This window comes from Photorhabdus noenieputensis, from assembly GCF_018448935.1.
Lineage (GTDB): Bacteria > Pseudomonadota > Gammaproteobacteria > Enterobacterales > Enterobacteriaceae > Photorhabdus > Photorhabdus noenieputensis.
Genome location: NZ_RCWC01000017.1, coordinates 21,519 through 35,457, shown reverse-complemented (window position 1 = coordinate 35,457; position 13,939 = coordinate 21,519). Strand labels below are relative to the sequence as shown.

Annotated in this window: 12 protein-coding genes; 2 read left to right on the top strand and 10 right to left on the bottom strand. The window is 42.5% G+C overall.

Annotated elements, in window-relative coordinates; genetic code table 11:
• Window positions 1-162: 162 nt before the first annotated feature.
• Window positions 163-528 carry a helix-turn-helix domain-containing protein gene (locus EAE91_RS12860; RefSeq protein WP_214088839.1) on the bottom strand — a complete coding sequence of 122 codons (366 nt, stop codon included), beginning with the start codon at window positions 526-528 and terminating at the stop codon, window positions 163-165.
• A 263-nt stretch (window positions 529-791) separates the two neighbouring features.
• On the opposite strand from EAE91_RS12860, the gene EAE91_RS12855 reads away from it, so the two are divergent.
• Window positions 792-1,406 carry a hypothetical protein gene (locus EAE91_RS12855; protein WP_214088838.1) on the top strand — a complete coding sequence of 205 codons (615 nt, stop codon included), beginning with the start codon at window positions 792-794 and terminating at the stop codon, window positions 1,404-1,406.
• A 49-nt stretch (window positions 1,407-1,455) separates the two neighbouring features.
• On the opposite strand, the gene EAE91_RS12850 is transcribed toward EAE91_RS12855, so the two are convergent.
• From EAE91_RS12850 to ppsR, 8 genes are all read right to left on the bottom strand, one after another.
• Window positions 1,456-2,250 carry a heme ABC transporter ATP-binding protein gene (locus EAE91_RS12850; RefSeq protein WP_065391484.1) on the bottom strand — a complete coding sequence of 265 codons (795 nt, stop codon included), beginning with the start codon at window positions 2,248-2,250 and terminating at the stop codon, window positions 1,456-1,458.
• Window positions 2,250-3,251, bottom strand: a complete 1,002-nt coding sequence (locus EAE91_RS12845) for a FecCD family ABC transporter permease (RefSeq protein WP_214088837.1) — start codon at window positions 3,249-3,251, stop codon at window positions 2,250-2,252. The genes EAE91_RS12850 and EAE91_RS12845 overlap by 1 nt, the downstream gene beginning before the upstream one ends.
• On the bottom strand, window positions 3,248-4,069 hold the full coding sequence (locus EAE91_RS12840; RefSeq protein WP_214088836.1) for a heme/hemin ABC transporter substrate-binding protein: 822 nt from the start codon (window positions 4,067-4,069) through the stop codon (window positions 3,248-3,250). Before EAE91_RS12840 ends, EAE91_RS12845 begins: the two co-directional genes overlap by 4 nt.
• Window positions 4,066-5,139, bottom strand: coding sequence for a hemin-degrading factor (locus tag EAE91_RS12835; RefSeq protein WP_214088835.1), 1,074 nt, complete (start codon window positions 5,137-5,139; stop codon window positions 4,066-4,068). The genes EAE91_RS12840 and EAE91_RS12835 overlap by 4 nt, the downstream gene beginning before the upstream one ends.
• 30 nt (window positions 5,140-5,169) lie before the next feature.
• Entirely contained in the window at window positions 5,170-7,191 is a 2,022-nt protein-coding gene (locus EAE91_RS12830) for a TonB-dependent hemoglobin/transferrin/lactoferrin family receptor (protein ID WP_214088834.1), read from the bottom strand.
• A gap of 90 nt (window positions 7,192-7,281) precedes the next feature.
• Window positions 7,282-7,479 carry a hemin uptake protein HemP gene (gene hemP, locus EAE91_RS12825; protein ID WP_244868823.1) on the bottom strand — a complete coding sequence of 66 codons (198 nt, stop codon included), beginning with the start codon at window positions 7,477-7,479 and terminating at the stop codon, window positions 7,282-7,284.
• Window positions 7,480-7,651: 172 nt separating this feature from the next.
• Window positions 7,652-8,698 carry a 3-deoxy-7-phosphoheptulonate synthase gene (locus tag EAE91_RS12820; RefSeq protein WP_214088833.1) on the bottom strand — a complete coding sequence of 349 codons (1,047 nt, stop codon included), beginning with the start codon at window positions 8,696-8,698 and terminating at the stop codon, window positions 7,652-7,654.
• Between the two features lie 141 nt (window positions 8,699-8,839).
• Window positions 8,840-9,721, bottom strand: coding sequence for a posphoenolpyruvate synthetase regulatory kinase/phosphorylase PpsR (ppsR, locus tag EAE91_RS12815; RefSeq protein WP_214088832.1), 882 nt, complete (start codon window positions 9,719-9,721; stop codon window positions 8,840-8,842).
• A gap of 203 nt (window positions 9,722-9,924) precedes the next feature.
• Between ppsR and ppsA the strand changes: the two genes are divergently transcribed.
• Window positions 9,925-12,303 (top strand): phosphoenolpyruvate synthase, encoded by a 2,379-nt coding sequence (ppsA, locus tag EAE91_RS12810; RefSeq protein WP_214088831.1) that lies wholly within the window; start codon window positions 9,925-9,927, stop codon window positions 12,301-12,303.
• A 438-nt stretch (window positions 12,304-12,741) separates the two neighbouring features.
• Here the strand turns inward: ppsA and ydiK are convergent, their stop codons facing one another.
• Window positions 12,742-13,851 carry an AI-2E family transporter YdiK gene (gene ydiK, locus EAE91_RS12800; RefSeq protein ID WP_214088830.1) on the bottom strand — a complete coding sequence of 370 codons (1,110 nt, stop codon included), beginning with the start codon at window positions 13,849-13,851 and terminating at the stop codon, window positions 12,742-12,744.
• Window positions 13,852-13,939 lie beyond the last annotated feature (88 nt).

The window sequence follows — 13,939 nt, the reverse complement described above, 5'->3', positions numbered from 1 at the left end:
TTCTAGTAAATAAAGTGGAGATAGCTAATAGCTAGCTGGAAAATCCTTATTTTGTTTTTTGAACAATTGGGACGTTAGTGAATTCAGCTAGCATAAAAGTTAAATGGTCAATAAAATATTGACCATTAGGGAATACTATTAATAAGGTTATTAGGAACTCGGTTATTGCCTATGACCTAAGAAGTACTTTAATTCAGGTAGATTACCATTTTCTCTGAATCTGGCAGGCGTGGTATTAAAGTGTTTTTTGAAGATCCGGGTAAATGTTGCCTGAGAACTAAAACCATACTGTAAGGCGATATCAAGGATTGGTAGGTTTTCTTCACGCAGAGATCTTGCTGCTTCATGTAAACGCCGTTTGCGAACATATTCACCTAGGGTATAGCCTTTCACTTCTTTAAACACTCTTTGTAGATGCCACTTTGAATAACCGCTTCTGTCAGCAATGGTCGCTATTTTTATACCTTCGTTGAGTTGAAGCTGAGTTTCGAGCCATCTGACAATATCATTTACTACACTTTCTGACATTTTCACCTCCCACTAATGGTGGGCTAGTTGCTAAAGCATTAGACTTCGTTAGTTATTTTCATAATGATAATAACGATGGTTACTAATGTGTGTATTTTAAAATAAATTCGGGATATCTATAGGCAAAAAGTGCTATTTATAATTGATAATTATTATCATTTATGCAAATTTCCTTTGTTTTAACAATAAGTAGCATCAAATGATCTTCACTAATTTATTTAAAACAGTATCATCGTTCGTCATTTAATTTAATGGAGGTTGTAATGCAATCGGACTTGACTTTTTTAACTAAAAAATTGGCATTTTTTGTTCTTTATGCTCTGATTTTAACTATGGTCATAGGATTGCTCTTTATTGATGTTATCTATTTGCAGAATGCGGTGAAGGAGAACTCATTAACTGAAATTTCTCAGGAGAGTATACTGTTTATTATTTCTGCTGTATTTCTGTTGGAAGCAAAGAAGAATAGTCAATTGCGTCCCGCGTTAGTCTTAATATCAGGTTTTTTTGCGTGTTTATTGATAAGAGAATTGGATTCTATTTTCGATGAAATATTTCATGGTGCCTGGGCATGGATTGCTATTCCATTAGCGCTAATTTGTATTTTTTACGCTGCTTATAAAGGCAGAGATACGTTGGTTGGGCTTGCTCATTTTACGCGCCACCAAAGTTACGGCATGATGGTTGCAGGTATCTTGTGTGTACTCGTTTTTTCCCGTTTGTTTGGTATGGGAGAATTATGGAAAGGTTTGATGCTCGAAAATTTTGATCGAACAGCAAAAAACATGGTTGAAGAGGGGTGTGAACTTCTGGGTTATTGCTTGTGTTTGATTGCAACTTTTTGGTATCTGCCTGATGCAATAAAATTTCGTAAGTAAAGAGTAAGACAGGCAAGAGATTGAAATAATTTGCCTGTCAGATTTGCTGTTATTGTCTTAAATAAATCTGAGGTTGCTGAGTTTCAGGATGGCGGGTAATGCCAAGATCTGCTTGATACCATTTTCTCAGAGTATGATCATTCAGTACCTCTTCTGGTGTGCCCGCAGCGACAAGTTTCCCTTTATGTAGCAAAAAGATTTTATCTGCATAGAGAGCAGCAAGATTCAAGTCATGTAGAACACAGCACATAGCCATAGGTTGCTCCCGTGTCAGTCGGTAAAGCAGACGCAAAGTATGTTGCTGGTGGTAAAGATCCAGGGCTGATGTGGGTTCGTCAAGAAACAAACAGCATTCTATTGGTGTTGGATACCAAAGTTGCGCAAGGACGCGAGCGAGTTGTACTCTTTGCTGTTCACCACCGGAGAGTTGCCGGTAGTCACGGTGACGTAACTCTTGGCAATCCGTTTGCTCAATAACGGTATCAATTGCTGTCTGTTTATGATGGATACCATGAGGAGAACGCCCCATCGCGACCACTTCTTCCACACTAAAAGGGAATGAGAGTGAGTTATGTTGACGCATGACGGCACGAGTGCGGGCTAGTTGTTCCGCCGGCCATTGCTCAATGGGTATTCCATGTAAATAACATTGTCCATGTTCAGGTTTTATATATCCCGTTAATAGTCGCAATAATGTGGATTTCCCCGCGCCATTTGGCCCAATGATGGCGACAATCTCACCTTTATTTACCGAGAGAGAAACATTATCAATTATTTTCTGGTTGCCAATTGAATAGCTTAAATTCTCTGCTTGCAGAGAAATATTATTTTTTATGACATCCATTATGTGCGGCTCCCCGGTTGTTTGAGTATCAACCATAGAAAATATGGACCGCCGATTAAACCAGTGATGAGGCCAACCGGCATTTCTGCCGGGGAGACCAATGTTCTTGCCAATGTATCCGCGGTAAGCAAAAGAGAAGCTCCGCCTAATGCAGCACCGGGAAGCAGCCAATTATGATCACCACCAAATCGCATTCTGATCAAATGCGGGACAACTAACCCAATAAATCCAATAACACCACTTAATGCAACGGCGCTGCCAATAAGCAGAGCGCTGAGTAGTAATAATTGGAATTTAGTGCGTTGGACATTGATACCAAGATAGTGGGCTTCTTCATCTCCTAATTGCAGCAAATTCAGTTTACGGGCCTGGCTGAAAGTTAGGATAGTCGCGGGAACAATTAAAGAAGCTGTAATTGCCAACGTTGGCCACTCTATCTGGCTGAGTGAACCCATCATCCATAAGGAGAATTGTCGTAGCTGTTGATCGTCACTGATATAGCTCAGGACGCCAATAGCAGACATACAAAGGGCATTGATAGCAATCCCGGCGAGTAATAAGCGGGCCAGATTTCCGTAGTTATATTTATTGAGTGAAAAAATCAGTAACGAAATTAGCAGGCTGCCAATAAAAGCAGCGATAATATGTCCGTACACAGCAATTACAGATGGCAGGCTAACGGGCAGAACAATTGCCATTGCAACCATCAGTGCGGCTCCACTGCTAATACCTAGCAGGCTAGGATCAGCCAGTGGATTGCGAAATAATCCTTGCATTACAGCGCCGGAAGCTGCTAAAGCACAACCAACCAGTATGGCTAATAACACCCTTGGTAATCTGATATTTAGCCAGATTTGCCACTGGGGATCACTAATGGATGATTCCCATAATGTCTTAAAAGATAATGATAATGCGCCAATATTGGCAGAGCCGATAGCCAACCCAGACAATAATAAACAAAGAAACGCCAAACCCAATCCCGGAGACTTCATACGGCTCATTGAGTTTTCTCCGCCGCCTGCCTGAGTTGTTTCATTACTGAAGGAGTTTCGAGGCCAAAGCCGAGTAGCCCCATATCATCTACAATTAAAACCTGTTGTTTCTGTCCGGCAGGGGTATGTTTCAATCCGGGTAATTGCCAGATTTTATCCAAACCGCCCATTGATTTAACGCCATCTTCCGTCACTAATAACAGATCTGGTGCGCTGGCAATAACGCCTTCTTGGGAAAGTGGACGATAATTGTTGAAACCTTGCATGGCATTAGTGGCTCCAACAGCGCGAATCATTTTATCCGCTGCGGTTTTTTGCCCGGCGGCCATTGGCATGATACCCCCGTGACTCATTACAAACAGAATACGAGTGGGCAATGTCGTTGTCGGTATTTCTGCCAGCGCTTTTTGATATTGCTGAATCAGTTGTTCACCACGTTCAGCCTGATTGACCGCCTTAGCGACGGTCTTAATTTTTTCAGGAACGGCTTCTAACGCTGCTTTTCCGGTTATCTGAATCACTTCTACACCAGAATCCTGGAGTTGCTTGAGCGCCAGTGAAGGTTTTGCCAACTCGCTGGTTAGAACCAGTGTCGGATTCATAGAAAGAATACCTTCAGGGTTGAGCATTCTCATATAGCCGACATCGGGTAAGGTAAGCAACTCGGTTGGTTTCTGGCTGGTGCTGTCTCTGGCGACAACTCTTCCGCCTTCACCAAGTGCAAAAACAATTTCAGATACATCGCCACCGATAGTGACGATCCGTTCAGTGGAGAAAACACTGAACGATGATACCGCAAGGACAAATGTCAGAAGCCATTGTTTCATGCTATACACTCTTCCTGTTTTGATTGCAGTTTTGGCAGAGCAGCCACTTGCTCACGCCACTGAGTTTGTTCAGGAGTGTCTTCTGTACGCTGACCAAACAGTTGAGCAATCTGATTGCCATTAGCATCAAATAGCTCAAGGCTAGTGACAAAACCATCCTCTGTTGGTTTACGAGTTACCCAGCTTTCAGCGATGGCACTCTCTATTAAATGTAGTGTGAAATTGCGGTTAAAGATATTAATCCATTTCTGATCTGAGTTTTCTTCCTGATATGGCATCAGACGTTCCAGTTTTCCGGTGAAAATTTGTACGCAACCGCGGTTGCTGACAAAGATCATGATTTCATTCTGATCGTTATAAGCGGTGTTGATAAGCTCATTCAGCGCAGAATTTTCTACCTTGTAAGCCAGATCATCCTGTACCGCATTGAAGACTTGCTGACGGCTCAGATTATGGCGTTTAAGTAATGTGAAGAATTGATGAACGTTAGTCATTGCTCGCCACTCTTCATCAAGCTGGGCTTTCAGTTCATTTGTTATGGTCGAATAGGGGGTTTCTTCTATAGGCTTGATGACCAGCGCAGGGTTGTCTTCTGTTTGATATTTTTCGATCAGCGTTTCCCAGGCTGCCATATCAGTATTGTTTGTTGCATAAACTTTATGCAATGCATCACCCTGATGATCAAAAAATTGGATGCTGTGGCGCATACCATTTTTTGCGGGTTCAACCAGATAAAATACACTACTCCAATGTTCAAAGAATATTCTTAAGTCAAGTTCACGAGGGTTCAGGACTAGCCCTGCATGGCTGCTGAAACGTGTATTTTCATACCGGCCAATTTGTTCATGAACAGCAAAATCGTTGCGAGTGATCGCTTTAATTTCGCCGACAATGGATAATTCTTCCAGTAAAGTTGGCGCGTCAACATTAAGGCGTTTGGCATCGATACCAACGCGGCTATGCAATAATTCACCTTCACTGACATTCAGATAGGCAGCCAAGTCACGGGCATATTTGGCTTTATTATCAGCTTTGGCTTGCAAGTAACGTTCATAAAGTGACGAATTCACAATTTAACTCCTTGAAATATATTTATTTAATTACCACTGGTAACTGACTAACAGTTTGGCATTGCGGCCATCCTGAGGTGTTCCTTGTGGCGAGTAGTATTCTTTATCAAAAGCGTTGCCCAAAACTGCCGTGGTAGTCACACCTTTTAGCATTCCTTCACCTTGATAGCTGACATAGAAATCATTAACGCCATAGCCGGCTTGTTGTTTAGGATCTCTACCTCTGGCATCTTTACCTTTGAAATTAGTATGCTTGGTGAATTGACCTACCCAGCCGACAGAGAAACCGGTCTGTGCAACAGGGATATCCAAGATGCTGGTGATAGTATCTGGGCTAAGGTTATCTAGAGAATCACCGCTTTGTTCATCTTTACCTTCTGTACGGTTGTAAGCCAGTTCCCAAGAGAACAGATTGGATTCATAGTTTATGGAAGCATCCCATCCCCAGATCTTGGCGCTAGATATATTGACAGATGTTGTATTCCTTCCTCGGTTGACTACATCTGACTTAATATAATTTTTAGCTTTAGTATCAAAATAACTCGCTTTGAATTTTAGTTCGTCATTATCTGCCAGCAGATTATCGAAACGTAAACCAAAACCAGACTCCCACGTTTCATTAGCTTCTGGGCGGAGATTTGGATTGGGAATCCAGAAATTTCCGGGATAGTGCATGGAATCGTTATACATTTCTCCCATTGTCGGTGCACGGAAAGCTTGAGCGTAAGAGGTAAACAGCATCGACCAGTCAGTTGGCGTGATACTGATGGCACCTTTGGAAGACCATTTATCTGCGTTGACAGCCTTATCTTTAGAATTGGTTCCTTTATAGTTGTCATAGCGAGTGCCCGCGATAATAGAGACTGGCAGGTCGCGCAGAGTTATTTCATCTTGTAACCAACCGGAATAAAAGCGGATATCAGCGTCAGGGAAGCTATCTGTATTACCGTTTGGAGTCTGTTTCTGTTTGTAAGTTTCACCACCGTAGGTAAATTGGTGCGCCAGCGGGCTGTCTGTCCACAGACGGGAGCGGTTTTCCAATTTTATGCCATAGGTTTTTTGCTTACGGCCTTCGAACCCCTTTTTCTTAGTACGAGCATCAATAGTGATATCGGAATAATAGAGGTCGGTTTTGGCATTTAACCAATCATATTCCGCTGGATTTAATTGGTAGCTAAGTTGAGCATCACGTTGAGTTGTCGTGCGGTCAGTCCAAGTACTAGGATCTTTATTTTTTCCGGTGAGTGTTTGTGGATTTTTAGGTTGATTAGCTTCATTACGGTAGTAGCGTAATTGACTGCTCAGGGACTGGTTGTCATCAATTTTCCAACTGCCTTTTGCCATCAGGTTACTGATAAATTCATCATTATCGCCAACTACGCCACCACCGTGACGGATGTTGCCTGAATCACGGGTACTGAAAGCAAATACGCCATCCAGGGATTCTGATTTTGCGAAAGTTGCACCACCAAAGCCCATACTATGGTCACCCGTTGCACCGCGAGCAAACACGCGGAATCCGTGATCTTGACCCGCTTGCAGAAGATCTGCGGCATCAACGGTTTGATAAGCGATAACACCGCCTAAGGCACCGCTGCCGTAGAGTAGGGCAGAAGGGCCGCGTACAACTTCGACTTGTTTAATGAGTGCCGGGTCTAGGAACGTACCATTGATATGACCAGTGTCGGTACCTTGGCGAATCCCGTCAATCAATGTCAAAACACCTTTTGGACCGTAACCACGCAAACTGACATCTTGCCCATTAGCACGATTTGTACCGGCTATGCTAATGCCGGGTATTTTTCTGATGAGGTCGTTAGCATTACCTGCTGTCTGACTTTGTGGTGACTGATTATTTATCACCGTTACCATCATGGGAGCTTCGAAACTATCCCGTTCATTACCTGTTGCATAAACAGTTATCACATCGCGGGATGATTTATCACTGTCGGAATCGGGCGATTTTGTTGCTGCGTGAGTAGCCGAAATACTACTGATAATCGCTAAGCTTAATGCTGATAGTTTAAGTGTTGATCTTGCAGATTGAGACATCAGACGGAATCTCCATAATAATATTTAATGAGTTATGGATATAGCTGGCTGCCCCGATACGCGATCTGGGTGGCTGGCTGAGTTATTATTTTATTTAGTTAGTATCAGCTTACCGGCTTTAGTTTGGCGTAATTGGTAGAATTCTCCTTGGTGACGAATTCTGGTAATTCCTAGCTCACCTAATAGTTGTTTGCTGTCAATGTAGCCAATTTCTACAATTTCAGCAGGATAGGCGTTGTATTGTTTTTCAAGCGCAATGCAAGAATGTTGGTGACACATTTTAGTCATAAAACCACTTTGCGAATACTAACTATTATCATAGTGAGAATTATTATCGTTATATGAAGAGGTGACTTCAAGCAATATTTTTGGTGGTCATGATCAATACATTAATGCAAGTTAATTAATTTGTTATTAGTTAGCCTTTTATGAATGAAAAAGGCTAACTCAGAATAAGGAGTTAGAAACGGTAACTGACTGCTTCGGCGAGAATGTCAATAAGTTGTTCTGTATCTTGCCAGTTTAGACAAGGATCTGTGATCGATTGACCATAATTTAGCGGTTCCCCTTGAATGATTTTCTGGGTGCCTTCAACCAGAAAACTTTCAACCATCACACCGACAATAGCGGTAGAACCTTCTTGAATCTGTTGGCCCACCTCTTTTGCTATAGTCAGTTGGCGTTTATGTATTTTCTGACAATTACCATGACTGAAATCGACAACTAAATGTTCTGGTAAATTAAATTCACGTAGCTGGGCACAAGCCAGAGCGATATCTTCGGCACTGTAATTAGGCTGTTTGCCTCCACGCATAATAATGTGGCCGTATGGGTTGCCTTCGGTTTGATAGATGGTCATCTGACCGCGCTTATCTGGCGAGAGAAATGTGTGATGAACACTGGCTGCGCGGATTGCATCTATGGCGATACGGATGTTGCCATCCGTGCCATTTTTAAAGCCAACTGGACAGGAGAGGGCGGATGCCATTTCACGGTGAATCTGGCTCTCTGTTGTTCGGGCTCCGATAGCGCCCCAACTGATCAGGTCAGCAATATATTGGCCGGTCACCATATCTAGAAATTCGGTTGCCGTGGGTAAACCCAACTCATTGACGTCAACCAATAATTTCCGAGCTAAAGTAATACCCCGATTTACCTGGCAAGAGCCGTCGAGATAGGGATCTGAAATTAAACCTTTCCAGCCTACCACCGTGCGTGGTTTCTCAAAATAGGTGCGCATAATAATTTCCAGTCTGTGCTGGTATTTTGTACGCAATCTATTCAATCGCTGAGCATAATCCAAAGCAGCATCAATATCATGAATAGAACAAGGACCGATGATTACCATAAGCCGTGGATCATTCCCGCAGAGAATATCGGCAATACGTTTCCGTGACGCTGTCACATTGTTGGCGATTTTTTCGGATACGGGAAATTGAATTGCAAGAGTTTGAGGTGTGACCAAACTATCAACACGGTGAGTCCTTAAACCATCTGTTTTGTACATATATTTTCTCAAAGTTCGTTTCACATTAGCAGGCATATCTATAGGTAATTGAAATTACAATAAACGAAAACGACTAAGTTAAACAAATGATATAATTAATCATATGATAAATTTTTTTCCATTATTCCTATTGATATATTTTTAAAACATTCGGCGGTTTAGCTTCATCATATCGATTATTTTGGTCGAGATTTCTTCAACAGAATAATTGGTGGTGTTAAGATAATTAATCTTATTTTTACGGAATAAAGCTTCAACTTCGGAAATTTCTATTCTACATTGCCTTAATGATGCATAACGGCTGTTTTCTCGACGTTCTTCCCTAATCGCCGCCAGCCGTTCAGGGCTTATAGTTAAACCGAATAACTTATGTTGAAATTGTTTTAATGTCGCAGGTAATTGTAAATTGTCCATATCATCCGCAGTGAAAGGATAATTTGCAGCCTGAATACCAAATTGCATGGCTAAATAGAGGCTGGTGGGGGTTTTCCCGCAGCGGGATACGCCCAGTAGGATAACCTGTGCTTGGTCAAGATTACGTAAAGAGATGCCATCATCATGTGCCAGGGCATAATCAATAGCGGCTATGCGCGCATCGTACTGACTGAGATTCTTCTCAGTCAGACCGTGGGTGCGATTAAGTTCGGGTTTGGGTTCCAATCCGGTTTCTTGCTGTAATGGGGCGACCAGTGTTTGTACAATATCCTGACAAAATCCTTCGCTGCTGGTAATAATATTTTTCACTCCAGAAGAGATAATGGAATAGAAAACTAAAGGTCTTATGCGCGTATCCTGATATATCTGGTTTATTTGTTGCTTTATTTCTTTTGCGCGAGTTTCACTGGCAACAAAAGGGAGAGTATAAGAAGTTATTTTGATGGGAAATTGTGATAAGACAGCATGGCCTAATACTTCCGCGGTAATTGCCGTGCCATCTGAAATAAAGAAAACGGTGCGTTCAACATTCTCAACGCCTTCAACATTATTGCGTTCCGCTGATGTTTTTAATCTGAATTCTGCCATGATATTTATAGTGACCTTTTATTGTTTAGTTGAATAAAACCGGATATCGATTTTCTGCAAAGTATACCTAAGAAAAAAATAATGTGTTGGGTTGATCGATTCACCTTTCTATGTGTGCGAAAACATTGTGTTAATCTAATTATGGCTGCTCTATGCAGCGCCAATTTTCCGATTTGTACCCAAATGCTAAAAGGATTGTTTTAATGCCCAATAATGACCTCACCCCGCGTAATGTGCTTTGGTATAACCAATTAGGTATGCATGATATTGACCGGGTTGGTGGTAAAAACGCCTCCCTGGGAGAAATGATCACTCACCTGTCAGAATTGGGGGTTTCTGTCCCGAATGGTTTTGCTACGACAGCACAGGCATTTAATGATTTCTTGGAACAAAGTGGCGTCAATCAGCGTATTTATGACTTGTTGGATGAAACGGATGTTGATGATATTAATCAACTGTCTAAAGCTGGCGCAAAAATTCGCCAATGGGTGATTGATACGCCATTTACGCCACAATTGGAAAAAGATATTCAGGATGCTTATCAACAGTTGTCTGAAGGAGAGCCAGAAGCCTCTTTTGCTGTACGTTCTTCGGCAACGGCTGAAGATATGCCTGATGCCTCTTTCGCCGGGCAGCAGGAAACTTTTCTAAACGTGCAAGGCATTGATGCTGTGATGGTTGCCATCAAGCATGTGTTTGCTTCATTGTTTAATGATCGCGCTATTTCCTATCGTGTCCATCAGGGATATGACCATCGAGGCGTTGCACTATCTGCGGGTGTACAACGTATGGTGCGTTCTGATCTCGCCTCTTCTGGTGTGATGTTCACTATTGATACTGAATCAGGGTTTGATCAGGTTGTTTTTATTACCTCTGCTTACGGATTGGGTGAGATGGTTGTTCAGGGCGCAGTGAACCCGGATGAGTTCTATGTTCATAAGTCAACCCTGAATAAGGGAAAACCGGCAATTGTGCGGCGTAACCTGGGTTCTAAAAAACTGCATATGATCTATGCTGACAATAAAGAACATGGTAAGCAGGTACGTATCGAAGATGTACCTGCATCACAACGCAATCGTTTCTCTTTAGCTGATGAAGAAGTTGAGGCATTAGCGCGTCAAGCATTATTAATTGAAAAACATTATGGCCGACCAATGGATATTGAATGGGCTAAAGATGGTCATAACGGCAAGTTGTACATTGTTCAAGCGCGTCCTGAGACTGTCCGCTCAAACCAGCAGGTTATGGAGCGTTACCAACTGAATGAACAAGGTCAAGTCTTGGTGGAAGGGCGTGCCATAGGTCATCGTATTGGTGCAGGTCGAGTAAAAGTTATTCACAACCTGAATGAAATGGACCGCATCCAACCGGGTGATGTTCTGGTCACTGATATGACCGATCCCGATTGGGAGCCTATTATGAAAAAAGCCGCTGCAATTGTGACTAACCGAGGTGGACGGACCTGTCATGCCGCGATTATTGCCCGGGAATTGGGCATTCCCGCAGTTGTTGGATGCGGTGATGCAACGGAACGTTTGCAAGAGAATCAGCCGGTAACAGTTTCCTGCGCGGAAGGTGATACGGGTTTTGTTTATCAGAATCAACTGGACTTTACTGTACAAAGTTCTCAGGTCGATCAGTTACCGGAGCTTGATGTAAAAATTATGCTAAACGTCGGCAACCCAGATCGTGCATTTGATTTTGCCCGATTGCCGAATGACGGTGTAGGTCTTGCTCGTTTGGAGTTCATTATTAATCGGATGATTGGTGTACACCCCCGCGCATTACTGGAGTTTGATCAACAAACTCCGGAGTTACAGCAAGAGATAAGATCGCTGATGGCCGGTTATGATAATCCGGTTGAATTCTATATTGGACGCTTGACCGAGGGGATCGCGACTCTGGCGGCTGCGTTCTGGCCGAAACGGGTTATTGTGCGTTTGTCTGACTTTAAATCCAATGAATATGCCAATTTGGTTGGCGGTGAGATTTATGAGCCTGATGAAGAGAACCCCATGCTAGGTTTCCGTGGCGCAGGGCGTTATGTTTCTGACAGTTTCCGTCGCTGTTTTGCCTTGGAGTGCGAAGCGGTTAAACGTGTACGTAATGATATGGGGTTGACCAACGTCGAAATTATGATCCCGTTCGTACGTACGGTAGCTCAGGCTGAAGCGGTTATTGCTGAACTGGCATCCCAAGGGTTGAAGCGCGGTGAAAATGGCTTAAAAGTCATTATGATGTGCGAGATTCCGTCCAACGCAATTCTGGCAGAACAGTTCCTTGAACATTTTGATGGCTTCTCTATTGGTTCTAATGATATGACTCAATTGACTCTTGGTTTGGATCGGGATTCTGGCGTGGTATCTGAACTCTTTGATGAACGTAATGATGCGGTCAAGGCCATGCTTTCATTAGCTATTCAGGCAGCCAAACGTCAAAACAAATATGTGGGAATTTGTGGTCAAGGGCCTTCAGACCATCAGGATTTCGCTCACTGGTTGATGAAAGAGGGTATTGATAGCTTGTCATTAAATCCAGATACCGTGGTAAAAACTTGGTTAGGATTAGCGAAAGTGAGTTAATTGAGAATAGTACGCAATTGAAATTAAAGGCCCGTCAAAATAATGGCGGGTTTTTTCACAGTTAAGGTTGCTGATTACAGTTTCTGTGGAAGTAAAAGTAACAAAAAAAAAGCCTATCATGGGCGTGATAGGCAAGGACTACACACAGCAATATAGGAGTTTCTAACAAGTAGAACCATCAAAAGGAGAAATAAACGTCTCGTTCATAGCCCGTTTATATTAATTTAGTTATGTGGTTTATTCATTAAGAATTGTCCTAATTTCCGTATTATTTACGGCTAAAATGAGCCAAATTTAACTAAATTTTAACAATTTTTTCACAATAATTATATTTAATGAATAAGCACCGAAAAAGAGTGGTAAGTTTTATAAGATTATGCTTTAGCGAAAGAGCTAATTCTCTTTCGCTATGTAAGTCAGAATTAATTATCATACAAATTATTCTGAAAATTCTTGTTCCAGATATTTTTCCGTTTCAGCTAAATCATTTTCAGGTTCTGGGACTTCGTTCATCCATGCGATTAATAAACGATAAGCAACTGCTAATACAACGGGGCCGATAAATAAGCCAATCATGCCAAATGAGAGTATCCCACCAATAACACCTATTAATATCAGCGCCATAGGTAAATCTGCGCCCAGACGAATTAAAAATGGGCGAAGAAATCCATCCATTGTTGTTACGATGCAGCTCCAGACCAGTAGTACGGTTCCCCAAGTTGTATCACCTGTCCAATAAAGCCAGGCGACAGCAGGGACTAAAATCAGTAATGGTCCAAGCTGAGCGACACAGCAGACAAACATAAGTACTGTCAGCAACGTAGCATAAGGAATACCTGAAACAGCCAGGCCGAGACCACCGATAATGGCTTGAACCAGCGCGGTAACGACTACGCCGAGCGCTACGGCACGGATAGATTGTGCTGCCAACAGGATGGCGGCATCTCCGCGTTTCTTTGCCAGGCGAATGGCAAAATGGCGAATACTTAGCGCTACCTGTTCGCCTTTCAGATATAAGAGTACGCTGAATAGCACCATCAGACCGAGATGGAAGACGAAGCGCCCGGCATTTGCTGCTTGAGTAAAGAACCAGGTTGCTGCTTCTCCAATATAAGGCTGGACTTTAGCTATCAGGACATTTCCACCACCAGTTATGAGCGAGTTCCAACCGCTGTAAAGTTTATCGCCAACCAGAGGAATACTATTCAGCCAGGTCATTGGCGGTATCTGAAAATGGGAAGGGGATTTAGCCCACTGGATTAATGGCGCGCTGTTTTCCAATAAGCTGCTGACCAGTAATGCGACAGGGATCACAAACAATAGAATTAACAGTAGCGTCATGATGGAGACGGCAATCCAGCGTTTACCCCATAAACTGTTCTGTAGTTTTTCTAATAATGGCCAGGTGGCGATAACAACCATGCCAGCCCAGACAAAACCGAAGATAAAAGGCTTTATCACCCAAAAACTGGTAACAATTAACAGTGATAGGAAAATTAAAGTAAATAATAGCTTTGGCAGGTCATAATGCGGTTGAGATTTGTCCATAAGTTAATTTCTCTCAGGGATTTAGTGGCGCTAAAGATAATGAATAAATAGGATGTTATCTACAGGTTACTCAAAATAGGTGAATATT

Bases quoted from the DNA above. Each gene is read 5' to 3' on its own strand.
- EAE91_RS12860 (WP_214088839.1), bottom strand. From the start codon at position 528: ATGTCAGAAAGTGTAGTAAATGATATTGTCAGATGGCTCGAAACTCAG.
- EAE91_RS12855 (WP_214088838.1), top strand. From the start codon at position 792: ATGCAATCGGACTTGACTTTTTTAACTAAAAAATTGGCATTTTTTGTT.
- EAE91_RS12850 (WP_065391484.1), bottom strand. From the start codon at position 2,250: ATGGATGTCATAAAAAATAATATTTCTCTGCAAGCAGAGAATTTAAGC.
- EAE91_RS12845 (WP_214088837.1), bottom strand. From the start codon at position 3,251: ATGAGCCGTATGAAGTCTCCGGGATTGGGTTTGGCGTTTCTTTGTTTA.
- EAE91_RS12840 (WP_214088836.1), bottom strand. From the start codon at position 4,069: ATGAAACAATGGCTTCTGACATTTGTCCTTGCGGTATCATCGTTCAGT.
- EAE91_RS12830 (WP_214088834.1), bottom strand. From the start codon at position 7,191: ATGTCTCAATCTGCAAGATCAACACTTAAACTATCAGCATTAAGCTTA.
- hemP (WP_244868823.1), bottom strand. From the start codon at position 7,479: ATGACTAAAATGTGTCACCAACATTCTTGCATTGCGCTTGAAAAACAA.
- EAE91_RS12820 (WP_214088833.1), bottom strand. From the start codon at position 8,698: ATGTACAAAACAGATGGTTTAAGGACTCACCGTGTTGATAGTTTGGTC.
- ppsR (WP_214088832.1), bottom strand. From the start codon at position 9,721: ATGGCAGAATTCAGATTAAAAACATCAGCGGAACGCAATAATGTTGAA.
- ppsA (WP_214088831.1), top strand. From the start codon at position 9,925: ATGCCCAATAATGACCTCACCCCGCGTAATGTGCTTTGGTATAACCAA.
- ydiK (WP_214088830.1), bottom strand. From the start codon at position 13,851: ATGGACAAATCTCAACCGCATTATGACCTGCCAAAGCTATTATTTACT.